General features: G+C 73.3%; 18 protein-coding genes. 7 read left to right on the top strand and 11 right to left on the bottom strand.

Translation table 11 applies throughout. The features are described 5' to 3' along the window. Window positions 1-285: 285 nt before the first annotated feature. The 3 genes from ACFVYF_RS03865 to ACFVYF_RS03855 all read left to right on the top strand — a co-directional run bounded on the left by ACFVYF_RS03865 (window position 286) and on the right by ACFVYF_RS03855 (window position 3,575). Entirely contained in the window at window positions 286-1,596 is a 1,311-nt protein-coding gene (locus ACFVYF_RS03865; RefSeq protein WP_389450235.1) for an ice-binding family protein, read from the top strand. A gap of 277 nt (window positions 1,597-1,873) precedes the next feature. Continuing rightward, window positions 1,874-2,467, top strand: coding sequence for a DUF5819 family protein (locus tag ACFVYF_RS03860; RefSeq protein ID WP_389450232.1), 594 nt, complete (start codon window positions 1,874-1,876; stop codon window positions 2,465-2,467). Next, complete coding sequence (locus tag ACFVYF_RS03855) at window positions 2,457-3,575, top strand: HTTM domain-containing protein (protein ID WP_389450229.1); 1,119 nt, start codon at window positions 2,457-2,459, stop codon at window positions 3,573-3,575. The genes ACFVYF_RS03860 and ACFVYF_RS03855 overlap by 11 nt, the downstream gene beginning before the upstream one ends. A gap of 10 nt (window positions 3,576-3,585) precedes the next feature. On the opposite strand, the gene ACFVYF_RS03850 is transcribed toward ACFVYF_RS03855, so the two are convergent. The 3 genes from ACFVYF_RS03850 to ACFVYF_RS03840 all read right to left on the bottom strand — a co-directional run bounded on the left by ACFVYF_RS03850 (window position 3,586) and on the right by ACFVYF_RS03840 (window position 7,015). Continuing rightward, window positions 3,586-4,335, bottom strand: coding sequence for an SDR family NAD(P)-dependent oxidoreductase (locus ACFVYF_RS03850; RefSeq protein ID WP_389450226.1), 750 nt, complete (start codon window positions 4,333-4,335; stop codon window positions 3,586-3,588). A 185-nt stretch (window positions 4,336-4,520) separates the two neighbouring features. Continuing rightward, entirely contained in the window at window positions 4,521-5,951 is a 1,431-nt protein-coding gene (locus ACFVYF_RS03845; RefSeq protein WP_389450223.1) for a GAF domain-containing protein, read from the bottom strand. A 26-nt stretch (window positions 5,952-5,977) separates the two neighbouring features. Next, window positions 5,978-7,015: a rod shape-determining protein gene (locus ACFVYF_RS03840; RefSeq protein ID WP_389450220.1), complete on the bottom strand. Its 1,038-nt coding sequence runs from the start codon at window positions 7,013-7,015 to the stop codon at window positions 5,978-5,980. A 288-nt stretch (window positions 7,016-7,303) separates the two neighbouring features. Between ACFVYF_RS03840 and ACFVYF_RS03835 the strand changes: the two genes are divergently transcribed. Then, complete coding sequence (locus ACFVYF_RS03835) at window positions 7,304-10,954, top strand: S8 family serine peptidase (protein WP_389450217.1); 3,651 nt, start codon at window positions 7,304-7,306, stop codon at window positions 10,952-10,954. Here ACFVYF_RS03835 and ACFVYF_RS03830 read toward each other — a convergent pair. The 3 genes from ACFVYF_RS03830 to ACFVYF_RS03820 all read right to left on the bottom strand — a co-directional run bounded on the left by ACFVYF_RS03830 (window position 10,929) and on the right by ACFVYF_RS03820 (window position 15,386). Further along, on the bottom strand, window positions 10,929-12,680 hold the full coding sequence (locus ACFVYF_RS03830; protein ID WP_389450214.1) for a carboxyl transferase domain-containing protein: 1,752 nt from the start codon (window positions 12,678-12,680) through the stop codon (window positions 10,929-10,931). The two genes, ACFVYF_RS03835 and ACFVYF_RS03830, sit on opposite strands and share 26 nt — an antisense overlap. Then, on the bottom strand, window positions 12,673-14,154 hold the full coding sequence (locus ACFVYF_RS03825; RefSeq protein ID WP_389450211.1) for an acyl-CoA synthetase: 1,482 nt from the start codon (window positions 14,152-14,154) through the stop codon (window positions 12,673-12,675). The genes ACFVYF_RS03830 and ACFVYF_RS03825 overlap by 8 nt, the downstream gene beginning before the upstream one ends. Window positions 14,155-14,300: 146 nt before the next feature. Further along, window positions 14,301-15,386 (bottom strand): S1 RNA-binding domain-containing protein, encoded by a 1,086-nt coding sequence (locus ACFVYF_RS03820; protein WP_389450208.1) that lies wholly within the window; start codon window positions 15,384-15,386, stop codon window positions 14,301-14,303. Window positions 15,387-15,690: 304 nt separating this feature from the next. On the opposite strand from ACFVYF_RS03820, the gene ACFVYF_RS03815 reads away from it, so the two are divergent. Both ACFVYF_RS03815 and ACFVYF_RS03810 read left to right on the top strand, forming a co-directional pair. Next, window positions 15,691-16,839, top strand: coding sequence for a hypothetical protein (locus ACFVYF_RS03815; RefSeq protein WP_389450206.1), 1,149 nt, complete (start codon window positions 15,691-15,693; stop codon window positions 16,837-16,839). Next, window positions 16,836-18,080, top strand: coding sequence for an MAB_1171c family putative transporter (locus ACFVYF_RS03810; protein ID WP_389450204.1), 1,245 nt, complete (start codon window positions 16,836-16,838; stop codon window positions 18,078-18,080). Before ACFVYF_RS03815 ends, ACFVYF_RS03810 begins: the two co-directional genes overlap by 4 nt. A 48-nt stretch (window positions 18,081-18,128) precedes the next feature. Here the strand turns inward: ACFVYF_RS03810 and ACFVYF_RS03805 are convergent, their stop codons facing one another. Beyond that, a complete protein-coding gene (locus tag ACFVYF_RS03805; protein ID WP_389450202.1) occupies window positions 18,129-19,205 on the bottom strand; it encodes a MerR family transcriptional regulator in 1,077 nt (358 codons plus the stop codon). A 149-nt stretch (window positions 19,206-19,354) separates the two neighbouring features. Between ACFVYF_RS03805 and ACFVYF_RS03800 the strand changes: the two genes are divergently transcribed. After that, on the top strand, window positions 19,355-20,239 hold the full coding sequence (locus ACFVYF_RS03800) for a RimK family alpha-L-glutamate ligase (RefSeq protein WP_389450659.1): 885 nt from the start codon (window positions 19,355-19,357) through the stop codon (window positions 20,237-20,239). Here the strand turns inward: ACFVYF_RS03800 and ACFVYF_RS03795 are convergent. From ACFVYF_RS03795 to ACFVYF_RS03780, 4 genes are read right to left on the bottom strand one after another with little or no spacing between them, the layout of a single operon-like run. Then, the gene (locus ACFVYF_RS03795; protein ID WP_389450200.1) at window positions 20,208-20,825 is read right to left on the bottom strand and encodes a hypothetical protein; all 618 of its coding nucleotides are present in this window, start codon (window positions 20,823-20,825) and stop codon (window positions 20,208-20,210) included. The genes ACFVYF_RS03800 and ACFVYF_RS03795 overlap by 32 nt on opposite strands. Next, window positions 20,731-21,609, bottom strand: a complete 879-nt coding sequence (locus ACFVYF_RS03790) for an FkbM family methyltransferase (protein ID WP_389450198.1) — start codon at window positions 21,607-21,609, stop codon at window positions 20,731-20,733. Before ACFVYF_RS03790 ends, ACFVYF_RS03795 begins: the two co-directional genes overlap by 95 nt. Next, window positions 21,606-21,839 (bottom strand): Trm112 family protein, encoded by a 234-nt coding sequence (locus tag ACFVYF_RS03785; protein WP_383283135.1) that lies wholly within the window; start codon window positions 21,837-21,839, stop codon window positions 21,606-21,608. The genes ACFVYF_RS03790 and ACFVYF_RS03785 overlap by 4 nt, the downstream gene beginning before the upstream one ends. After that, entirely contained in the window at window positions 21,836-22,741 is a 906-nt protein-coding gene (locus ACFVYF_RS03780) for a hypothetical protein (RefSeq protein ID WP_389450656.1), read from the bottom strand. Before ACFVYF_RS03780 ends, ACFVYF_RS03785 begins: the two co-directional genes overlap by 4 nt. Window positions 22,742-22,745: the final 4 nt, after the last annotated feature.

Below are 22,745 nucleotides of genomic sequence, written 5' to 3'. Positions count from 1 at the left end.
CGGCGCCCCTTCCCTTCCGTCGGCCGGCGTCCGGGCGGTTCGTAGGGAGAGTTGCCCTCCGGCGAATTCCCCGCGTTCCTTTCCGGGGCAGGGGGTCGACGCCATCCGGCCCATTAAGTATTCCTATGCACTTCGCAGTTGGCTCGTCGATTTCCGCGGAGTCATCTGATGAATCCTTCCTGGATTCTCTTCCTGCGTAATATGCCAACGACACAAAACAGGCGATTCCCTGCGACCGAGAACCGCCGCAATGGCACTGCCCCCTCACAGGAGTTGGCCCCCTCGATGACGCTGAATATCCCTGATGCGCCGCTGCGGCGCGCCATGTCGGTGTGGTTCGCGGCGGTTGCGGCCGTGGCGATCGCCGCTGTCGTACTCGCGCTGACGCCGACACGCGCCAGCGCCGTTGCCACACCCGTACCTCTGGGTACGGCGAGCAGCTTCGCCGTACTGGCCGGTTCGCAAGTCACCAACACCGGGCCCTCGTCGATCACCGGGAACCTCGGAGTGCATCCGGGAACGGCCGTCATCGGGTTCCCGCCCGGCACGCTGGCCGGGGCCCTGCACTCCGCGGACGCGGAGGCGCTCCAGGCCAAGAGCGACCTGGTCACGGCGTACAACAACGCCGCCGGACAGGCGCCTGACGTCACGTATCCCACCGCTCCCGACCCCGTGGAGCTCGGTGGCAGGACGCTGAACCCGGGGGTCTACAAGGCGCCCATCTCCGCGGGTATCACCGGCACGCTCACGCTCGACGCGCACGGCGACCCCAGTGCCGTATGGGTCTTCCAGATCGGTTCGACGCTGACGACGGCATCCGGCAGCAACGTGTCCCTCGTCAACGGCGCCTCGCCGTGCAACGTGTACTGGCAGATCGGCAGCTCGGCCACCCTCGGCACCAACGGCGCCTTCGTGGGCACCATCATGGCCCAGGAGTCGATCACCGTCACCACGGGAACGACCATCGACGGCAGGGCGCTGGCCCGCACCGGCGCCGTGACGCTGGACAACAACACGATCAACCGGGGTACGTGTGCCGCCGGCGGCACCGGTGGAACCACCGGTGGGCTGGTCACCGGCGGTGTGATCGCCGGTGCCACGTCAGGCGGTACGACAACGGGCACCACGGGCAGCACCACGGTCGGTGCCATTGCGGGTGTGCCGACGGGTGGCGGAACCGGCGGTGTCCTGGGCGGCCTTCTCGGCGGCGTCCTGACCTCGGGCGGAACCACGGGTGGCGCCCTGGGCGGCCTCGTCGCGGGGGCTACTACGAGCGGCACCACGGGTGCAACCACCGGTGGTGGCAACAGCGGTGGCACCGGCGGTGGCAACAGCGGTGGCACCGGCGGTGAGACAGGTGGCACCGGCCACCCCGGTCACGGCCACAAGCCCGGCGGCCATGACCATGACGGGAAGCCCGGCGGCCACGATCACGGCGGGAAGCCCGGCGGCCACGATCACGGCGGGAAGCCTGGCGGCCACGATCACGGTGGGAAGCCCGAAGGCCACGGCGGATACGGCGGCGATGAAGGCAAGCCCGGCGAGTCCGAGGGCTACGGCGGCGATTACGAAGGTCACGACAGGAACGCTGCCTAACTCCCCTCGAGCGAGCAGGACGAGGCGAGCAGGACGAGCGGCGCGCGACGGATCGTTGTCGATTCCGTCGCGCGCCGTTGGCGCAATCTCAGGAGAAGCAGTGAGAGAAGCCAGGACGGACAGGCCGGGCGGGGCCGTGCAGGACGGTGTGGAAACGGTGGATGTCGACGAACCGGACCGGATCGGTGCCGAGCCGGCGGCGCAAGGAGACCGAAGGGGTGGGGCCCTCGCGTCCCAAGAGCCTTCGAAGCCTCCGCCCATCCTCCTGAAGGCGGGAGTGCGTGCCGCCGTGGTCGTGTGTCTGGCGACCGCGCTGGTCCATGTCCTCCTCGTGTTTCTGCACGTGGCACCACCGAACCCGGTCTCCCGGCAGTACAGCCGCCAGATCAACGCATGGGTCTACCCCCTGTTCGAGCAGAACTGGCGGCTCTTCGCGCCGGACCCCGAGTCGGTCAACCGGCGGATCTCGGCAAGGACCCTGTACACCGCCCCGGACGGCAGCACCCGGGTGACCGGCTGGTTCGACCTGACCGCCGTCGACAACGCCGCGGTGCGGCACAACCCCTTCCCGAGTCACACGAGCCAGAACATGCTGCGGCGCGCGTGGAGCTCGTATCTGGACACCCACGGGGGTGACGACCAGCCACGCTCGCAACGGGCGCTGATGATGCAGCAATACCTGGCCAACATCGCGGCGGACCGTCTCGCCGCCCGCTCGGGCGGCACCGTCGAGCGCGTCCAGCTGCGGGTCGTCACGGTGCCCATCGCCGCACCCGCCGCGGCGTACGGCGCCGACCCGGGCGCCGCTGCCCCGAAGCCCGCGGAAACGCGGAACCTGCCCTGGTGGAAGGTGGACTCCCATGGAAACTGAGCAGCCACTCGCAGCGCGGCGTCGTATCCCCGAAGGGTCGGACACCGGCGTGCCGCACCGGGTGCCGGAGCGGATCGGTGCGGTTCTCACCGTCCTGACCGAGCGGCCGGTCTCCCTCTACGCCGCGGCGGTCCTGCGTATCGGATACGGATTTCTCTATCTCGTCTTTCTGCTGCGGGAGTTTCCGCACCGCGACGAGATCTGGGGTCCCGGTTCACCGTGGACGCCCGGGCTGGCGAGGCAGCTGTTCGACCAGACGGGATGGGCCAGCATCCTGACCCTGTCCGACAACCGGGTCTATTTCGAGGCCTGTTACGCGCTGGCCCTCATCACATCCCTGCTGTTCCTGCTGGGCTGGCGGACCAGGGCGGTCTCGGTGCTGTTCGCCGTGGTGGTCGCGTCGTTCCACGCCAGGGCGATCTTCATGACCGACGGAGGGGACAACCTCATCCTCCTCATGGCCATGTACCTGGTCCTCACCGCCTGCGGCCGCCGCTGGTCCCTGGACGCGCGCCGAATCCGGCTCCGGGCCTCGGACGGCAGGGCGGCGCGCACGCCGACGAGTCGGCGAGCGGCCCCGCTCCGGGAATCCCGCCGCACCCTGACGGCGGTGCTGCACAACTGCGGCATGTTCGTCATCGCGGCCCAGGTCTGCTTCCTCTACGGGTCCGCGGGTCTCTACAAGGTGCAGGGCGGCTCATGGGGGAACGGGACCGCCCTGCACTACGTCCTGAACCTCGACCTGTTCCGGCCCTGGCCGGAGCTCTCCCTGATGGCGGACGAGCACGACGCGCTGATCGCCGTCGCCTGCTATCTGACCGTGCTGTTGCAGGTCGCGTTCCCGTTCGTCCTGTTCGGACGGCTCAAATACCCGGTGCTGACCATGCTGCTGGGCATGCACGTGGGCATCGCCGTCCTCATGGGACTCCCGCTGTTCTCCGGCGCGATGATCATCGCGGACGCCGTGTTCCTGCCGGACCGCTTCTACCGGGCGGCGGGACGACTGTGGCGGCGCACCGGCCGAGGGACCGACGGCGGAACGGCGCGGCTTTCGGCCCGCGGCGAGCCGGCACTCGTGCCGTCGCAGCTCACCCCGTCGAGCCGCTGAGGGACGGGCCTCAGCGGCCCAGCGCCGCACCCCCGTTGATGTGGAGGAGCTGGCCCGTGATGTAACCGGCCTCGGGGGAGGCCAGGTAGTGGATGGCGGCGGCGATCTCCGCGGGACTGCCGGGGCGGCCGGTCAGGGACTGGGACACGCGGGAGGCGATGAACTCCGGGGTGGCGCGGTCGCCGAAGAACTCCGTGTCGCCGACGAAGCCCGGAGCGACGGCGTTCGCCGTGATGCCCTCGGGACCGAGGCGCTGGGCGAGGTCGTACGTGTAGGTGTTGATCCAGCCCTTCGAGCCGCCGTAGGAACCGGGGCCGCGCAGGGACGCGATGGACGACACCTGGACGATGCGGGCGCCGGGGCGGCGCAGATGGGGGAGCAGGGCCTCGGTGAGCAGGACCGCGGTCAGGACGTTGGCGTCGAAGTTGCGGCGGTAGCTGTCGGCGACGGACGCGAGCGTGCCGTCGTGGGACGGGGCCACGTTGCCGCCCGCGTTGGCGACGACCACGTCGACGGGTGTCTCGTCGGCGGTGATGAACTCCGTGGCCGCGGTGACCTGTTCGGGGACGGAGAGGTCCGCCGCGTACCAGGTCGCCGTCGACTCGCCGTGCCGGGCGTCGAGTTCCTCCGCCGCCTTGCGCAGCACGTCCTCGCGCCGGCCGAGCAGCACTACCCGGTCGCCGTCCGCGGCGAAGGCGTGCGCGGTCGCCAGGCCGATCCCGGTGCCGCCGCCGGACACCACCACACGTCGCTGGAGCATGGGCATCCGCGCTCGCCTCTTCCTCGTACAGGTTCCTGGATGTGAACTGTGGTCAGGTGTACGTATCGGGCGTGACGCTACGGAGGGCGTGATCCGCCGTCAAGGGCCCGACGCGGGGCGGGGGTTCTCGCGGGCGGGTGCCGTGTGCAGCAGTGGGCGGGGGGTGGCCATGGGGTGCGGGCGGCTCACAGGGGCGACTGCCAGGTCTCCGTCGTGGCCGGGCTCCCGTCGTCCGCGGCCCCGTCGTCGTACACCGTCAGACGGGCCCCGGGGCGGCCGTCCGGCAGCGTCGCCGTCGCGTCGACCGTCACCTCGATGCGGGAGACACCGGGACGGCGGGACGTGGCGGCGAGCGCGCGGCGCAGAGCGGCGAGCAGATGGCCGGCGACGGGCTCGGACAGCCGGCTCTCCACGGCGCCCACGAAACGCGTGGACGGCTGGAAGCCGAGGACCGCGGCGGCGCCCGCCGTCTCGCGCAGCACCTTGCCGCGGAAAGTGGTCGGGGCGTCGGCGGGCGGCTGCTGCAGGGCGAAGATCGCCGTGCGGACCTCCTGGATGGTGGACTGCAGCTCGTCCACCGCCGTGCCGAGGGTCTCGCTCACGTCGTCGTCCGTGCTGCGGCGCTGGGTCGACTCCAGCATCATGCCCGTCGCGAAGAGCCGCTGGACGACCAGGTCGTGCAGGTCGCGGGCGATGCGGTCGCGGTCCTCGTAGACCGCGAGCCGCTCCCGGCCGTGCTGGGTGTCGGCCAGCACCAGGGCGAGCGCCGCCTGCGAGGCGAACTGGGTGGCGAGCAGCCGTTCCACCGAGGTGTAGGGGCGGTCGCCGCGGCGGCGGGGGAGCGCGAGGGTGCCGATCAGCCGGCCGGCCGTCTGGAGCGGGAGCAGCATGCTCGGGCCGAACCGGTGGCGTACCCGGGTGGTCATCCGGGCGTCCGTCGCGGAGTCCTCGACGAACACCGGCTCGCCGCCCAGGAGTTGTTCCAGCACCGGGCTGCCGGGCTCGATCATGGTGCCGACCAGGTCTCCCGGGTCGTCGAGCGTGGAGGCGGTGACGATCTCCATGCCGCCCTCGTCGGTGGGCTGCAGGATGACCCCCGCGGAGGCGTCGGCGAGGAGCCGGGCCCGCTCGGCGACCGTCATCAGCGCGTCGGCGGCGGCCACCCCGCTCAGCAGGGCGTTGGTGACGGCCGCGGCACCCTCGATCCAGCGCTCGCGCTGCCGTGCCGTCTCGTACAGCCGGGCGTTGCCGATCGCGATGCCCGCCTGGGCGGCCAGGACGTGCAGCAACTGCTCGTCCTCGTCCGTGAACGGGCCGCCGCGCTTCTCGGCGAGACAGAGGTTCCCGAACACCTCGTCGTCGACCCGGATCGGCACCCCCAGGGAGTCGTCCGTCCGCCCGACCAGGCTCCGGTCGGTCTCGGGCATACCCGCCGTACGGATCTCCAGCAGCCCGTCGTGCCCCGGGTCGACCATCCCCAGCGCCGCACTGCGGGCCCCGGTCAGCTCGGCCGCGCCGTCCACGATCCGCTGGAGCGTGGCGCGCAGCTCCAGGTCGGTGCCGACACTGAGGACCGCCTCCAGCAGGGAGGGGAGACGAGGGACGGGGTCGGTCATGCGCGGGCTCCCCGCGGGCCGGCGGGTCAGCCCGCCAGCGGGTCGAGGACCAGCGGCTCGATCTTGCCCTCCAGCATGTAACCGAGGCCCTGGACCGCGCAGATGTCCGGCCGCTCGGCGATGTGCACCGGCATGCCCGTCGCCTGCCGCAGCATCTGGTCGAGCCCGGGGAGCAGGGCGCTGCCGCCGACCATCATGATCCCGCGGTCGGCGAGGTCGGCCACCAGGTCCGGCGGGCAGCCGCGCAGCACCTTGCCGATGCCGTCCAGCACGGCGGTGAGCGGGGTCTGGATGGCATCGCGTACGGCGGCCGTGTCGACCTGTACGGAACGGGCGAGGCCGGTGGCGACGTCCCGTCCGTGGATCTCGGTGGAGGCGGGCCCGTGCGGGGTGAGCCCGTTCCCGGACAGGGCGAGCTGCAGCGGTCGTACGGACTGACTCGGCAGCATCAGTTCGTGCTGGTGGCGCAGGTGCTGCACGATCGCGTGGTCGACGGCCTCGCCGCCGACGGGAATGCGCTCGGCGGTGACGATCGAGCCGAGGGACAGCACGGCGACCTGGGTGGCGGCCGCCCCGCAGACCATGACCATGGTGGCCTCGGGCTGCTCGACCGGGAGGCCGCAGCCGACGGCGGCCGCGATGAGCGTGTCCACCAGCTCCACCCGCCGTGCGCCCAGCCCGACCAGGGTCTCGATCGCCGCGCGCTGCGCCAGCGGGTCCGCGTCGTGCGGGGTGCAGGCGGCGGCCCGCAGCAGGGGCTTGCGGCGCAGGGTGCGGCGGATCTTGTCGCCGAGCAGCTGGCGCAGCATGCGCTGGGCCATCTCGATGTCGACGACCGTGCCGCCGGACACCGGCCGGACGACACGGATGTAGTGGGGGGTACGGCCCGTCATCTTCTCGGCGAACTCGCCGACCGCGATCAGCGCGCCCGTCTTGGTGTTGATCGCGGCGGCACTCGGCTGGTCGACGACCAGCCCGGCGCCCTTCACGTACACGCGGGTCCGCGCCGCTCCGAGGTCGACGGCGAAGTGACAGCGGCGCAACTGATCCAGACTGCCGGTCATGGCGGTTCCTCCCGAGAGCACAGACCGTGAGGCTCCGCCGGACGACGGTCCTCTCTGGCATCGTGCGGCTGCTGACGGGTCGTCGCCTCCTGGGGTGCGCCGGGCGGGGTGCCGCTGGACGGGTGGTCTTTCGGGCCGGCGGATCCCGGCCGCCGGGCTGGCGGGAAGCCGCCAGGGCACCTTCCCGCCAGCCCCCGTCAACTCCCGTGCCGCACAAGGCCACCGACACTCTTCGCAGCGCTCGCGCACCACCCCGTCCGGAGCGTGTGCCGACGAAGAGAGGCATCGATGAACACTGGACCAGGCAGACGCCGGGCGACGTTGCTGCCGGCCGGACTCGTGCTCGCCCTGCTGCCCCTGGGCCCCGCGGCCGCACAGGACGCCGGCGCCTCGGTCCCGAAGCCGGCCGCGAGCGAACCCGGCTCCTCGGCGTCGAAGCCCGCGGGCGCCACCCGGACCGTCACCCTCGTCACCGGCGACAAGGTCACCGTCACCGACCTCGCCGGCGGCCGGAAGACCGTGACGGTCGACCGGCCCACGGGGGCCACCGGCGCCGTGCGCACCCAGGTCGTGGACGGCGCGGTCACCGTCGTACCGGACGAGGCGCTGCCGTATCTGCGCGCCGGCACGCTGGACCGGCGGCTGTTCGACGTGAGCGGGCTGATACGGCAGGGTCTCGCCGACAGCAGGACCGACGAGCTGCCGCTGATCGTGACGTACGACAAGGGGGCGCGGGCGGTGACACCGCGCGGCGCCGCGCGGACACGCACGCTGGACAGCGTCGACGGGGTGGCGGTCGACGCCGGCAAGGGGCGGACCTTCTGGCGGTCGCTGACCCGGCAGGCCGGCCTCGGCAAGGTCTGGCTGGACGGCCGCGTCACGGCCGACCTGGCCGAGAGCAACGCGCAGATCGGTACCCCGGCCGCCTGGGAGGCCGGGCTCACCGGCAAGGGCGTCACGGTCGCGGTCCTCGACACGGGCGTCGACGCCGGCCATCCCGATCTGGCCGGCCGGATCTCGGTCAGCAGGAGTTTCATCGAGGGACAGGACGTCGCCGACCGCAACGGCCACGGCACGCATGTCACCTCGACCGTCGGCGGCAGCGGCGCCGCCTCCGACGGCAAGGAGCGAGGTGTCGCACCGGAGGCCGAGCTCGCCGTCGGCAAGGTGCTCAGCGACCAGGGCTCGGGCAGCGAGTCCCAGATCATCGCCGGGATGGAGTGGGCCGCGCGGGACGTGCACGCCAAGGTGGTGTCCATGAGCCTCGGGTCGAGCGAGCCGAGCGACGGCACCGACCCGATGGCCGCGGCGGTCGACAGCCTGTCCCGCGAGACCGGCGCGCTCTTCGTCGTCGCCGCCGGGAACACCGGCGCCCCGTCCTCCATCGGCTCGCCCGGCGCCGCCGACTCGGCGCTGACGATCGGCGCGGTCGACTCCGCCGACGAGGCCGCGTACTTCACCAGCGCGGGCCCGCGCTACGGCGACAACGCCCTGAAGCCGGACCTCTCCGCGCCGGGCGTCGACATCCTCGCCGCCCGCTCCCGGCTCGTGGACGGCAGCGGCGGCTACACGAGCATGAGCGGTACGTCGATGGCGACGCCGCATGTCGCGGGCGTGGCCGCGCTGCTCGCCGAGCGGCACCCGGACTGGAGCGGCGCCCGGCTCAAGGACGCGCTGATGTCCACCTCGAAGCAACTCGACGCGTCCGCCTATGTGCTGGGCGCGGGACGGGTGAGCGTGCCGGACGCGGTTGGCTCGTCGGTGACCGCCACGGGCAGCGCCGATCTCGGCTACTACCGCTGGCCCTACGACTCCAACAAGCCCGTCACCCGGACCCTCACCTACTCCAACTCCTCGGACAAAGCAGTCGAGTTGAGCCTCTCGGTGCAGGGCGCCGCCGACGGGGTCGCCGAGCTCGCCGACCCGGCGCTCACCGTGCCGGCGCACGGCACCGCGGCCACCACGGTCACCGGCGACGGCTCGAAGGCGCCGGTCGGCGGCACCAGCGGGCGGATCGTCGCGTCCGTGGCCGGCACGCCGGTCGCGCACACCGCGTTCGGGCTGGTCAAGGAGGAGGAGCGGTACACGCTCACCGTCCACGTCAAGGACCGGGCGGGAGCTGCGACGGCCGCCGACCTCGTAGTGCAGCGGCTCGCCGAGGGCACCGACCCCGTCCCCGCGTCGGTCGGCGACTCCGGGACGCTTCAACTGCGGCTGGCCCCGGGCACGTACAGCCTCACGTCCTTCCTCGACGTGCGCGGCAGCCACGGCGCCGACTCGCTCGGCCTCGGCTTCCTCGCCGCGCCCGAGGTCGGCCTCGACCGCGACCGCGAAGTCACCCTGGACGGGCGGACACTGCGGGAGGTCACCGCGAAGGTGGACCGGCGGACCGAGACACGGCAACTGCTGATGGAGTACGACCGTGCGGCGGGCGGATCCGACCAGTTCGGCGCCGTCCAGGTGCCCGTCACGTACGACAGCGTCTTCGCGGCGCCCACCCCGAAGGTCACCGAGGGCAGCTTCGAGTACCGCACGGTGTGGCGGCTCGGGAAGCCGCTCATCGAGGTGAAGGGGCTCGGCGAGGCGGTCGCCCAGCCGGGCGGCACGCTCATCGAGGGACGCAGCAGACTGCCGCTCGTCGATGTCGGGGACGGGCCCTTCACCCCGGCGGTGCGAGGAAAGGCCGTGCTCGCGCGGCTCACCGACGGTGTCGAGCCCGCCGCGCTCGCCCAGGCGGCCCAGGACGCCGGCGTCGCGGCGCTGTTCGTGACCGACGACAGCGCCGGGCGCCTCAACGCCTGGTTCGGCACCGACGACAACGCGGACCGGCCGCTGCAGATCGCCACCGTGAACACCGCGGACGCGGCCCGGCTGCGGGCGGCCGGCCGGGTGGACATGACCGGAACCCTCAACACCCCTTATGTGTACGACCTTTCGGAGGGCCACCGGGGCCGGATCCCGGACCGCGACCTGACCTACCGCCCGGGCCGGAGCCAACTCGCCGTCCTGGATACCAAGTTCCACGCGGTGCGGCCGGCCGACGGGAGCGAGTTCCGGTACTCGCTCACCGGCGCCTTCCCGGTCGGGATCGGTTTCAAGGAGCGCATCGACTACCCGGTCGAGCGGACGGACTACGTCTCCACCGGCCCCGGCCAGCTGTGGCACGAGTCCGTGACGGTGGGCGACGGCGCCCTGGAGGAGCGCAGCGGGCTGATCACGTACCGGGGCGGGACGCACACGGACCTCGACTGGTTCAAGCCCGTCTGGCACCCCTGGCTCGGCACCGGGCTCGGCTGGGGCCAGCAGCGCTCGGGCAGCACCCTGCAGTTCAACACGCCCGGCTGGGGCGACTCCGGGCCCGACCGCACCGGCTTCGGCGACGTGTGGAGCGAGGGCAACGGCATGACCCAGGTCACCGAGGTCTACCAGGACGGCACCCTCGTCGACCGGCGGACCGGCTCGGGCGCGTACGTGTGGGACGCGCCCGCCGACGAGCACACGTACAAGGTCGTCACGGACACCGCGCTGGACCCCGACCGCTGGCAGCTGTCGACGAAGGGCCACTCCGAGTGGACCGTCCGCTCGGCGGCCACCCCCGACGACCGCTGGACCTTCCTGCCGCTGCTCAACCTCGGCTACGACCTCGACACCGACCTCGCGGGCCGGGTGCGCGGCGGGAGCCGGGTGCCGGTCGGGATCTTCGCCGAGTACGTCACCGGCGCGCCCGGCACCGGGACGATCGGGGGCGGCCGGCTCGAAGTGTCGTACGACGACGGGAAGTCGTGGCGGACGGTGCCGCTGACCGGCGCCGACGCCGCCTGGCGGGGCACGCTGACCGTGCCCCGCGACGCGCGGTACATCTCCCTGCGGGCGTCGGCGCGCGACGACCGGGGCGGGGCCGTGCGCCAGGAGATCATCCGGGCCGTGGGGGTGCGGTAACTCCCGTCGGCCCACCGGCGATTCCACGGACGACCCCCAGGGCGAGGAGGTCCTGGGGGCGTACGTGGAGGTGGTCGGCCGTGGCGCGCACCTGGTCGGCCGGGCGCTTGAGGATCGCGGCCGCGAGCTCCGGCGCGATGACCGAGAAGTAACTGTCCGGCGTGGCCCAGGTGTTGCCGGGCGCGGCCAGCGCGAGGGCGCCGCCCGAACCGCCCTCGCCGATGAGGAGCGTGGTCACGGGGGTACGGGCGGTGGCGACCGCGCCGAAGAGGTCGGCGATCGCGGCTCCCGCGCCCTGCCGCTCCGCGTCCGCGTCATTGGCGGCACCGGGCGTGTCCACCAGCGTCAGCACCGGGATGCCGAGCCGGCCCGCGAGGCGGACCAGCCGGGCGGCGGTGCGGTAGCCGGCGGGGCGGGTGGCGGTCCCGCACTGGGCGGCGTACGCGACGGTACGCCCCTCGTGCTCGCCGAAGCCGCACAGCATCCCCTCGTCGGTGCCACCGCACCGGTCCCCGCTGAGGGCGGCCCGCCGGGTGAAGTACGCGTCCAAGTAGGCCTGCGCGCGCGGGCGTTCGGGAGCACGGGCACGCAGGACGGCGTCCCAGCCGGTTACGGGGAGGCCGTCGGGGGTGGCCGGGGAGGGCGCGGCGGGGCCGGAGCCGGACGCGGACCCGGAGCGGGACTCGGACCTGGACTCGGCCGCCGCGGACGCGGAGACGTGCTCGGACGCGGGCGCAGGCCCGGACCCGGACTCGGCCGCCGCGGACGCGGGGACGTGCTTGGACGCGGGCGCAGGCCCGGACCCGGACCCGGACTCGGCCGCAGCGGACGCGGAGCCGGAGCCGGACGCGGAGCCGGAGCCGGAGCCGGACTCGGCCGCCGCGGACGCGGGGACGTGCTTGGACGCGGGCGCAGGCCCGGAGCCGGACCCGGACTCGGCCGCCGCGGACGCGGAGACGTGCTCGGGCGCGGACGCGGACGCAGGCCCGGACCCGGCATCGGAGTCGGCCGAGGGAAGGGCCGGCGGTACTGGTGCCGGGGCCGTCGCCGGTCGCGTGAGCAGGGTCAGCCACAGTGCCAGCGTGTCGCCCAGGTCCTCCGGTCGTACGACCGCGTCGACCGCGCCCGCCGCCAGCTGGGCCTCCGCGGTGTAGGCCGCCGGGTCCGCGTCGGCCGGGCGGACCCGGGAGCCCGCGAACCCGATCTGGGCGCCCGGCAGTGCGAGGATCACATCGGCGCCCGCGCCGAGCGTCGCCCAGCCGCCACCCGTCGTCGGGTCCTGCACCACCGCGAGCTGTGGCAGCCCTGCCTCCCGGGTGAGCGCCGACTGCCGTGCCACGCGCTGGAGTTGGGTCAGTGCGAGCATGCCCTCCTGCATCCGGCTGCCGCCCGTCGCGACGAGCGAGACGACCGGGAGCCGGTGCTCGCGGGCGTGGGTGTACGCGGCTTCCAGGCGGTCACCGGTGCGGACGCCGAGGGAGCCGCCCAGGAAGCCGAACTCGAAGGAGACGATCACGGCGGGGGTGTCCCCGACGGTCGCGTGTCCGCAGACGACGGACTCCGCCTCGCCGGTGCGTGCGGCGGCCCGGGCGCGCGAGGCGTCGTAACCCTGCCACTCCAGCGGGCCGTCCGGCTTGAACTCCCTTTCAGGGACGGTGAGTTCGGTGAACGGGGAGCCGCCGGTGACCAGGGCGACGGCCTCGCGGGCCGAGAGGCGCTCAGCCATGCTTCAGCGCCCGCTTCATGATCTTGCCCATGTCGTTGCGGGGCAGGGAGTCCAGGAAGTGCACGGCACGCGGCCGTTTGTGCGGGGCGAGACGGCCGGCCACATGGTTCACGAGTTCCGGGCCGAGGCCGGGGCGGGCGGGTCCCTCGGGCACCACCCAGGCCACGATGCGCTCGCCCAGATCGGCGTCCGGCTCACCGGTGACGGCGGCCTCGCGCACCTCCGGGTGCTCCAGCAGCGCGTTCTCGATCTCGCCCGCGCCGATCTTGTAACCGCCGCTCTTGATCAGGTCGGTGGCCTTGCGGCCGACGATGCGGACATAGCCGTCGGCGTCCCGTACGGCCATGTCGCCGGTGCGGAACCAGCCGTCCTCGGTGTACGCGCCGGCGGTCGCGTCGGGCCGGTTCAGATACGCGGTGAACAGATTCGGCCCGCGCACCTGGATCTCGCCCACGTGCTCCGCGCCGTACGCGCCGTTCGGGGTGCCGTCGGCGTCGTACCCGCCGATGACGGTGCCGTCCTCCTCGACGAGCCGCACCTCGACGCCCGGCAGCGGCACGCCGACGGTGCCGGCGCGCGGCTCGCCGTCCGCCCGCACGCTCGTGATCATCAGCGTCTCCGTCATGCCGTACCGCTCGACGACCCGGCGACCGGTGGCGGCGCCGATCCGTTCGTGGTCGTGCACGGGCAGCGCGGCCGAACCGGAGACCAGCAGCCGCGCCCGGCCGAGCGCCTCGGCGAGGCCGGGATCCTCGCCCACGGTCTCCGCGATCCGGTGGTACATCGTCGGCACCCCGAACAGCATCGTCGCGCCGGCGCCCAGTTCGCGCGCCACGCCCTCGGTGCCGAACCGGCCCAGATGCCGTACGCAGCCGCCGCGGCGCAGCGGTCCGAGAATGCCCAGGATCAGCCCGTGCACATGGAAGAGCGGCAGCGCGTGCACCAGGACGTCGTCGCCGGTCCACTGCCAGGCGTCGGCGAGCGCGTCCAGGGTCGAGGCGATCGCCCGGCGCGGGATGACGGCACCCTTGGGCGGCCCTGTGGTGCCGGAGGTGTAGACGACGAGGGCGGGCGCGGCGGGGTCCGGGTCAGCGGGCGGCACGGCCGGACCGGTGGCGTGCGCGTCGACATCGACGCGCTCCAACCCGTCCAGCGCGGCGGGGAGTTGGTCACCCTCGGCGGCCAGCACCAGGGAGGGCGCGCTGTCGGACAGGATGTGCCCGAGCTCGCCCCCGCCCGACTTGGGGTTCAGCGGCACCGCGGGCACACCGGCCAGCAGCGCGGCCACGACGGCCACGGCGGTCTCCAGGGCCGGCGTCGCCCACACGGCGACCCGGCCGGCGGCACCGATGCGCGGGGCGAGCGCACCCGCCGCGGCGGCGAGTTCCCCGTACGTCAGGGCACGGTCACCGAAGCGCAGCGCGGGCCGCTGTGCGGCCGAGCCACCTGTCAGGGCCGGAAAGAGGGAGGACACGCGGCGTACTCCTTGGTCGAAGGGACGTGTCGTAGAGACGTGTCGTAGAGACGTGTCGTAGAGACGTGTCGTAGAGACGTGTCGAAGGGACGTGCCGAAGGGACGTGCCGTACGGGCCTGTGTCACGGACACCGCCGAGACCGTTCCTACACCAGGGCCAGGGAAATCCGCCGGAGTACGAGATTGATGCCGACGATCTCCACGGTCAGTTCGTCGCCGGTGGCCGGCCGGACGGACAGATGGGCGAGTGCGTCGTTGTGCACGAGTCCCTGCAGACCGTCGGCGACCTCGACGAACACCCCGAAGGGCGCGACGTGTGTGACGGCCCCGCGCACCACCCGGCCGAGCCCGTCCCGGGCGAACTTCGCCATCGGGTCGGGTTCCAGTGCCTTGAGCGACAGCTGCGCCTGCTGCCGCTCCGCGTCGATGTCCAGCACCTCGACGGTGATCTCCTGGCCGACCCGGACCACCTCGTCCACCGAGTCGATGTGCCGCCAGGTGACCTCGGGGACCCGGATGAACCCCTCGATGCCGTCGAGGTCGACGAAGACGCCGAAGCGCGGGGTGTGGGTGACCACGCCCCGGCAGATCTGGCCGCGCTCCAGCGCGTGCAGCCGGTCGGCGGACGGTGGTCTGCGGGTGCCGACCACCGTGCTCAGATCGTCGGCCAGCCGGACCTCGGCCGCGTGCAGCAACGGGTGGTTCAGCCAGTGCATCCGGGCCCGGTCGGGGACTCCGTGGTGCAGCGGCGGCCAGCTGGCGGCGGGGGTGAAGTCGTCGATCACGACCGTGCCGCCGGGAGCGAGCAGCGGGAAGAGCCCGGCCGTGCCGTCGTCGTGCGCCTTGCCGTGGCCGCCGCCGTCGAGGACGAGCAGGTCGTACGGGCCGTGGTCGCCGATCCGCTGCCACTCGCCGTGGACGACGCGGACCTCGGGGCGGTCGGCGAAGACCTCGGCGGCGATCCGGGCCCGCTCGGCGTTCCGTTCCACGCTGAACAGCCGTACGCCTTCGCGCGCGCCCGACGCGAGCCAGGCCAGCCCCACACCGCACCCCGTGCCCGTCTCGCCGATGCGGCCCCGGGCGCCGCTCGCCAGCAGCTGGAGCAGCCGCCCCTGTTCGGGACGGCAGGAGTGGGCGAAGCCGTGGCGCCGGGCGGCGGCGACCGCGCGCCGGACGAGTGGGGGAAGGGGCTCCGCGGCCCGGTCGTACGCGTCGGTTCCTGAGATCGCCATGATGCGATCGTGCCTCGTGGGCGCACCGGCGTACACGCGCGAAGCAGCCGCACCTGTGGTGAGCGCCCGCGCCGCGGCCGGACGACCACCCGTCCCGCGGAACCCCGGGAAGGGGCCGGCCTCGTTCGCTCCGCGCCCGGCGGCGAACGCTCGGTAACCATGGCGCGGGCCCGCGCGGGCACGTAGTCTCGGGCGTCAGCGACAAATTGACGGATCAACTGCCGGGAGCACATGGGTGAGTGGGTCTCCGCCCTCTGGAAGTTGCCGCCCGCGACGGGCCGCTGAGCAGCGAGGAGGCGCAACGATGCACCTCGCCCGCAAGGGAAGGGGCCTCGCCGCGCGGGTGCGCCGGCTGGCCGGCGACGTCACGGCCGGGCTCTTCCCGTCGCGGGCCGACTCCGAGATGCGGGCGCTGGCGGCGGACCTCACGTGTTCGCTGCGCAAGCGGCTCGACCCGCCGGTCGACGTGCGGGAGCTGGCCGGGGCGCTGTGTGCGGAGATGAGCCGGCGGCGTGACGGCCGTCCCGTCGAACTGCGCTTCGAGCGCTTTCCCGACGAGATCGAGGTCACCGGACTCTGGCTCCAGTTCCAGGACTTCGACCTCGTCATCGTCGAGGAACGGGCCGAGACCCTCCAGCAACTGGTGATCCTCGGGCACGAGTTGTGGCACATGAAGGAGGGGCACCGCGAGCACCATGGCGCGGGGGCGGGCGCGGGTGCGGCCGTCGCCGCGCAGGCCCTGTCGGGCGACCGGGGCTGGGAGGGCGCGGGGGCCGCGTCCTCCGACTCCGGCCGGCCGAGCGCGCCCGCGGGGTCTTCCGACTCCGGCCGGCCGAGCGCGCCCGCGGGGTCTTCCGACTCCGGCCGGTCGAGCGCACGCGCGGGGTCTTCCGACTCCGGCCGGTCGAGCGCACCCGGCAGGCCTTCGGCGCCCGATCGGTTGCGTACGCCGGGGGGAACTCCTGGACCCGAGCGGCCGGATGTCCCCGCCGGCTCTTTCGGCTCCGACCGGCCGCGCACGCCTGCCGGGTCCCCGGGGCCCGACCGGCCGCGTACGGCTGTCGGACCCTCCGGACCCGACCGGCCGCGTACGGCTGTCGGACCCTTCGGACCCTCCGGACCCTCCGGACCCTCCGGACCCTCCGGACCCTCCGGACCCTCCGGACCCTCCGGACCCTCCGGACCCTCCGGACCCGACCGGTCCGGGGCCGCCTGGCAGAGCGTTCCCGCTGGGGCGCGGAGACCCGACTGGCAGCGGATCGCGCTCACCGTGGCCGCCCGCAACGGCTCCCACGAGGCCGCCGAGGCGGAGGCCGAGGAGTTCGGGCTGCACCTCGCCAGCGCGTTCCGCTCGTGGGTGGTCCGCTCCGGCGCCGAGCCCCCCGCCGACCAGGTCGGCAGGGCCGTGCAGGCGTCACTGGGATATCGCGATCCCAGGACCGACCTGCAATGAACCCCCCTGCCCCTTCCGGCACTTCGGCCCGCCCCGACTTCTTCGACGGGACGTACGTCTCGTTCTGGGTCCCCCTGGCGGTGCTGGCAGTCGCCCTCGCGATCAAGCTGCCCAGCGTCATCAAGCTCTGGCGGGACCCGCTGCTGCGCGCCGTCGGCGGGCTGCTGCTGCTCGGCTGCGGTATCTACGTGTTCGCGTCGCCGTCCACGATCGCCTGGACCAACCGCGTCACCGGCGTACCGAACCTCGCGGCGCCCATCGTCTACAGCCTGATCACCGCGTTCTGCGGAGCCTGTCTGCTGCTGATCATCGCCTGGCGCGACGGCCGCTCCGACCGCAGCCGCCGGACCCGTCGTGCCACGCGCTGGGTCGTCACCGCCTACACGAGCGTGATCGTCGCCCTGTGGGTGCTGTTCGCCCTCGCCGACGCCCCCGTCGAACGGCTGCGGGACCTCGACACGTACTACGCCACCACGCCCTTCATGCGTGAAGTGATCCTGCTCTATCTGCTCGCGCACACCGCGGCCTGTCTGATCACCTTCAAGCTGATCCAGAACTGGATCCGCACCGACGGGCTCGACGCCTGGCTCCGGGCCGGCCTGCGGTTCCTCGCCGTCGGCCACGCCGTGAACCTGCTCTACGACGGCTCGAAGCTCGTGGCCGTACTCGCCCGCTGGACCGGTCACGACCTGGACCGGCTCAGTACGGACGTGGCGCCGCTGGCCGCCTGTGTCGGCGCCGTCCTGATCACCGTGGGCTTCGTGCTTCCGCACGTCGGTCAGTTCCTGCAGCGCCGCGTCCGCACCCGGCTCGGGCACTGGCGTCTGAGACCCCTGTATCTGCTGATGCGGTCCGCCACCGGCACGAGCGTCGCCTTCCGGCTGCGGGCCGATGCCGAACTGCGCCTGACGCGCCGGGAGACGTTCATCCGGGACGCGCTGCTGCATCTGGCCCGCTACCTCGACGAAGACCTCCGCAGGCGCGCGTACGACGCCGCGCTCAGCCGGGGATTCGAGGCGGCCGAGGCCGGGGCACTCGCCCAGGTCGTGACGGTCCAGGACGCGGTCGAGACCAAGCGGCGCCGCGGCGGCGACCAGGCCGGCGGCACGCCCGGGCGACCGGACATCGCCGACCTGCTGGACGAGATCGAGTCCGTGTCCCGGGCGCTGCGCAGGACCGACGACCTCAAGGCCGTCCGCGAACGCGCCGCCGCCATGGCGGAGAGCGTCCCGGCCCCCTGACCGAACCCCCGCCCGCCAAGGGCCCTTTGAGCCCACGGCCTCCCCCGGCTAACGGCTCCCGGTCTCCGCACCGTCCACCACGTCGGCCACCACACAACTGACGTTGTCCGGACCGCCGGAGTCGTTCGCGGCCCCCACGAGGGCGCGGACCGCCTCGTCCGGACCGGGAGCCGAGGCCAGCGTGCGCCGGATCTCCTCGGAGGGTACGACGGCGGAGAGACCGTCCGAGCAGAGCAGGTACCGGTCGCTGGGACGGGCGTCGTGCAGACGCAGATCGGGTACGGAGGCCGTCGCGTCGGCGGTCAACGCCCGCAGGAGCAGGGCGCGTTGTGGGTGGCCTACGGCCTCCTCCGGGGTGAGACGGCCCTCGTCGATCAGCGACTGGACCACGGTGTGGTCGTGGGTGATCAGGAACAGCCCGCCGTCGCGCAGGAGATACGCGCGGGAGTCGCCGATGTGCACCAGCGCGAGCTGGGAGCCCGTCCACACCATGGCGGTCAGGGTGGTGCCGGCCTCCGCGGCCGGCGCGGCGTCCCGTACGGCCTGGGTGGCGCCCTGGACCGCGTCCTCCAGGAGGTTGAGCACGTTCCCGGCCGGCAGCGGCTCACCGTCCAGGAACCGCAGGGCCTGAACCGCGGCGGCACTGGCGGGCGCCCCACCCCGCCCGAAACCGTCGGCGACGGCGAGGACACGGGCGCCGGCGTGGGCCGCGTCCTGGTTGACGGGGCGGACCAGACCGGTGTCGGAGAGAGCGGAGAAGCGGAGTTCCAGCATGCGGGTGTCCTTTCTGGACGACTGTGCTGCGAGGTGGTCCACGAGGAACTCCGCCAGATCGCGGCGCGCTGCCGTCTCGGCCTCGACCTGTCCCCAGTAGGCGCGGATCTCCCGCGCTGCGGACTCGGGCGTCATGGCGCACACCTGCCGGATACGCGCCAGCGGCAACCCCAGCCGGCGCAGCCAGGCCACCAGCCGCGCCTGCTCCAACTGGCCGATGGCGTAATACCGGTAGCCGGTCACCGGATCGACCCGGGCGGGGCGCAGCAGCGCGAGCTCGTCGTACAGCCGCAGTGCCTTCGGCGAGAGCCTGCACGCCTTCGCGAAGGCCCCGATCGTCTGCATTTCCATGCGCCCGCCCCGTCGGCTCGTCGTGTTCCTCGTGTGCCACCGATGCTGTGGCTTCACCGAAGGTGAAGGTCAAGGGGGGTTGTCCGGTTGCGGGGGGCGAGGTGGTTGTTAGCCTGCGGCGGAAGCTGTCGTACGAGGAAGGGGTCGTCGTGGCCCGTATCGCCACCGCCCGTGTCGCGCTCGTCACCTACCGGCCCGACGGGACGGGGAGTGTGGACCGTGATCTGCCGGTGCTGAAGGGCGCCCTGGACGACGCGGGGGCGGAGGCCGTCGTGACGCACTGGGACGATCCGGCAGTCGACTGGGCCGCTTTCGACCTCGCGTTGATCCGGTCCACGTGGGACTACAGCTGGCGGGTGCCGGAGTTCGTGGCGTGGGCCGAGCGCTGTGCGGGGCTCACGCGGCTCGCCAATCCGGCCGGTGTCGTGCGGTGGAACACCGACAAGCGGTATCTAGGGGATCTGGCGGCCGCCGGAGTCGCGGTGGTCCCGACCCGGTATCTCGCGCCCGGCGACCCGGTGGACCTGCCGGACGACCACGCGTACGTCGTGAAGCCGACCGCCGGCGCGGGCGCGCGGCTCGCCGCCCGGTACGGGCCCGGGGAACGGAAGACGGCCGAACGGCAGCTCGCGCGCATGCACGCCGAGGGTCTGACGGCGATGGTGCAGCCGTATGTGTCGAGCATCGACACCGCGGGGGAGCGGGCGCTGATGTTCTTCGGCGGGCGCTTCCTGCACGCCAGCCGCAAGGGCGCCGTCCTGGAGCCGGGCACGCCGTACGACGCGGCCAAGGTGGCGCATCCGCGGCTCGGGCGCTGGGAGCCGACGCCCGCCGAACTCGCCGTGGCGCAGGACGCGTTGGCCGCCGTACCCGGCCGTCCCGAGCTGCTCTACGCCCGTGTGGACCTCGTCGACGGCGACGACGGCGAGCCGCAGGTGATGGAGCTGGAACTGGTCGAGCCCAACCTCTTCCTCTGGCTGCACCCGGACTCGCTGCCCGTCGTCACGGAGGCGGTCCTGAAGGCCGCCCGCTGACGGCGACCCGCTGGAGCAGCCCCCAGGTGAACTCGGCGGCGCAGTCGTGGCGCACGCCCGAGGCGTCCGGGGCCGAGAAGGCGAGGCCCCAGCGCGTCGGCGCCGTGCCCTCCAGCGGGCGGGCGGGGGCGAACGCGCGGGCGGCCTCGTCGACCGTGCAGGACCAGGGGGTCAGGTCGTCCACCGTGCGCAGGTCGGGTCCGGCCGCGCCCGGGGCCCGGACCAGCCACTCGTTCCAGGCCACGCCGTTCGGGGCGACGAGCACCTCGAAGCGGAGGTCGGGCCAGAGCGGGACCGGCCAGCGCAGGGCCTCGCAGTCGAGGTCGCCGATCCGGCGTGGCTCCACCGACTCCGGGGTGCCGAGGACCGAGCGGTAGCGGGAGGTCGCCGCGCGGGAGCGCGGGGCGTGCAGCATCGCCTGCCAGCGGCGGTTGGCCTCCCGCATGTCCGCGAGGGAGACGCCCAGCTCGTGGCGGGCGTCCTCGACCAGATCAGGATTGTGGTCGGCCATGCGGCGCAGCAGGACCAGCTGGAAGTCGAGAGGGGTGAACGGGGTGGCGGGTCGTTTGGCCGGCATGCGTTCCATGGTCGCCCATCCGGTACGCGCCCGGACGGCGGCCGTCCGGCAGGAACAGCACCGAGTTGACGTACCGGGGACCGCGCAGCGGCAGTACGCGGCGCAGCAGGCCCTGGGAGACGACGTGTGACGTGCGGGCCTGGTGGGCCTCCAGCGGGAAGGACGCCAGGGGCAGCCAGGTGTCGCCGGGCAGCACCCAGCCGGCGTACCCCCGCTCGGCGAGATGGGAGACCACCGGGGCGACCGGCTGGATACGGGACTCCAGCTCGACGAAGAGGGCGGGCCGGTCGCGGGCCAGCAGGGCGTCCGCGCCGCGCAGCACGGCCAGTTCGTTGCCGTCCACGTCGATCTTGATGAAGCCGACGTCGTGCAGGTCCAGGCCGTCGAGGGTGACGCAGGGGACCTCCAGGGCGCGGCCGTGGATGTCCCGGCGGACCAGGGAGGACACCCCCCGGTCGCCCGCGTCGCCGGTGGGCAGCCACAGCCGGGCGGTGCCGGGGCGGTCGGAGGCGGCGGCCCTGACCACCCGGACGTTGCCGGGGGTGGCCGACGCCAGGAGCCGGGCCAGATGGGGGACCGGTTCCACGGTGACCACCCGGCGGGCCCGCCCGGACAGCCGGCGCGTCCAGGGGCCGTACCAGCCGCCGACGTCCACGGCGGTGCCGCAGCCCGGCGGGCAGAGGTCGGCGAGCCGGCCCAGCTCGGGCTCGAAGCGTGGATAGACCAGTCGGGCGGCGGCAGCGACCAGCCGGACGGGCAGGAGCGGGGCGAGCCGGGCGGCGAGGGTGGTCATGGGGCCATCCGCTTGAGGAGTTCCTCGTGTTCGTCCTCGGTGACCTGCTCCCCGGAGGACGGCAGCAGCTGCGGGATGCCGTCGACGATCGGGTAACGGCGGTGCAGGCGCGGGTTGTAGAGCGCCTCGTCGGCCGCCGGGGCCGCCGACTCGTCCGGCCGGAGCAGCCGCAGCGGGCCCTTGTCCAGCGGACAGGCCAGGATCTTCAGCAGCGGGTCGTCGGGGTTCACGGGGGTGTCAACTCCTTGGTGCCGAGGGTGGGTTGGGGTGCGGCGTCGTGCTTGGGCATGACCAGCAGCACCGAGACCGCGAGCACCGTGCCGGCCAGCCGCAGCGCGAGCCGCACCGGCTCGTGCGGCAGCGCCTCGCCGAACGCGAGGGTGCCGAGCACCGCGGTGAACAGGCTCGTCACCGTCGTGCAGACCGGCACGATGAGCGAGGCCCGGCAGCGCTGCAGCGCCGCCTGCGACATGACCAGCCCGAACGCGCCGGTGAACACCAGCAGATACGGGTACGGGGAGCGCAGCAGCCCGAGCGCCGCCGTGCCGAGACCGCTGGTCGTCAGATAACTCGACACGCCCTTGATGGCCAGCGAACTCACGCCGTACAACAGGCCCACGGCGACGCCGTACTCGACGCCGGTGGTGGGCATGCGGTGCCGGTGGCGGGACCTGCGCTCCGCGGCGCCGTACAGCCCCACGCCCGCCGCCAGCGAGGGCACACAGACCAGCAGGATCAGCGGGGCGGGCGCGCTGCGGCTGACCGTGTCCGTGCCCTCGCGCAGGGACAGCACGACCATCAGCAGCGCGGCCAGGATCGCACCGAGCGCGTACCGCTCCCGGCCGCTGGTCTCCTCGCCGAGCAGGCGGGACGAGAGCAGCACCAGCAGGACGAGGCCGGACACGAAGATGCCCTGCGCGGCGGCGATCGGCAGGGTGCGGTAGACGGCGAGCTGTGCCCCGAACCCGGCGGCGAGGGACAGCGAGCCGCCGATCCACAGCGGGCTGCCGAGAACCAGCCGCAACAGCCGGGCGGGGCGGCGGATGTCCACCTCGGGCAGGGCCGCCAACGCGCGTTTCTCCAGGACGAATCCGGTGCTGTAGAGGACGTTCGCCAGCAGGGCCGCGGCCACTCCC

This window comes from Streptomyces sp. NPDC058274, assembly GCF_042881375.1.
GTDB lineage: Bacteria > Actinomycetota > Actinomycetes > Streptomycetales > Streptomycetaceae > Streptomyces.
The sequence above is the reverse complement of the archived record's forward strand: the minus strand, read 5'-3'. Positions and strand labels throughout refer to the sequence as shown.

What these genes read in the sequence shown, in the direction of transcription:
- ACFVYF_RS03865 (WP_389450235.1), top strand. Translation starts at nt 286, where the DNA reads ATGACGCTGAATATCCCTGATGCGCCGCTGCGGCGCGCCATGTCGGTG.
- ACFVYF_RS03845 (WP_389450223.1), bottom strand. Translation starts at nt 5,951, where the DNA reads ATGACCGACCCCGTCCCTCGTCTCCCCTCCCTGCTGGAGGCGGTCCTC.
- ACFVYF_RS03835 (WP_389450217.1), top strand. Translation starts at nt 7,304, where the DNA reads ATGAACACTGGACCAGGCAGACGCCGGGCGACGTTGCTGCCGGCCGGA.
- ACFVYF_RS03820 (WP_389450208.1), bottom strand. Translation starts at nt 15,386, where the DNA reads ATGGCGATCTCAGGAACCGACGCGTACGACCGGGCCGCGGAGCCCCTT.
- ACFVYF_RS03810 (WP_389450204.1), top strand. Translation starts at nt 16,836, where the DNA reads ATGAACCCCCCTGCCCCTTCCGGCACTTCGGCCCGCCCCGACTTCTTC.
- ACFVYF_RS03840 (WP_389450220.1), bottom strand. Translation starts at nt 7,015, where the DNA reads ATGACCGGCAGTCTGGATCAGTTGCGCCGCTGTCACTTCGCCGTCGAC.
- ACFVYF_RS03830 (WP_389450214.1), bottom strand. Translation starts at nt 12,680, where the DNA reads ATGGCTGAGCGCCTCTCGGCCCGCGAGGCCGTCGCCCTGGTCACCGGC.
- ACFVYF_RS03790 (WP_389450198.1), bottom strand. Translation starts at nt 21,609, where the DNA reads ATGACCACCCTCGCCGCCCGGCTCGCCCCGCTCCTGCCCGTCCGGCTG.
- ACFVYF_RS03805 (WP_389450202.1), bottom strand. Translation starts at nt 19,205, where the DNA reads ATGGAAATGCAGACGATCGGGGCCTTCGCGAAGGCGTGCAGGCTCTCG.
- ACFVYF_RS03855 (WP_389450229.1), top strand. Translation starts at nt 2,457, where the DNA reads ATGGAAACTGAGCAGCCACTCGCAGCGCGGCGTCGTATCCCCGAAGGG.
- ACFVYF_RS03850 (WP_389450226.1), bottom strand. Translation starts at nt 4,335, where the DNA reads ATGCTCCAGCGACGTGTGGTGGTGTCCGGCGGCGGCACCGGGATCGGC.
- ACFVYF_RS03815 (WP_389450206.1), top strand. Translation starts at nt 15,691, where the DNA reads ATGCACCTCGCCCGCAAGGGAAGGGGCCTCGCCGCGCGGGTGCGCCGG.
- ACFVYF_RS03795 (WP_389450200.1), bottom strand. Translation starts at nt 20,825, where the DNA reads ATGGAACGCATGCCGGCCAAACGACCCGCCACCCCGTTCACCCCTCTC.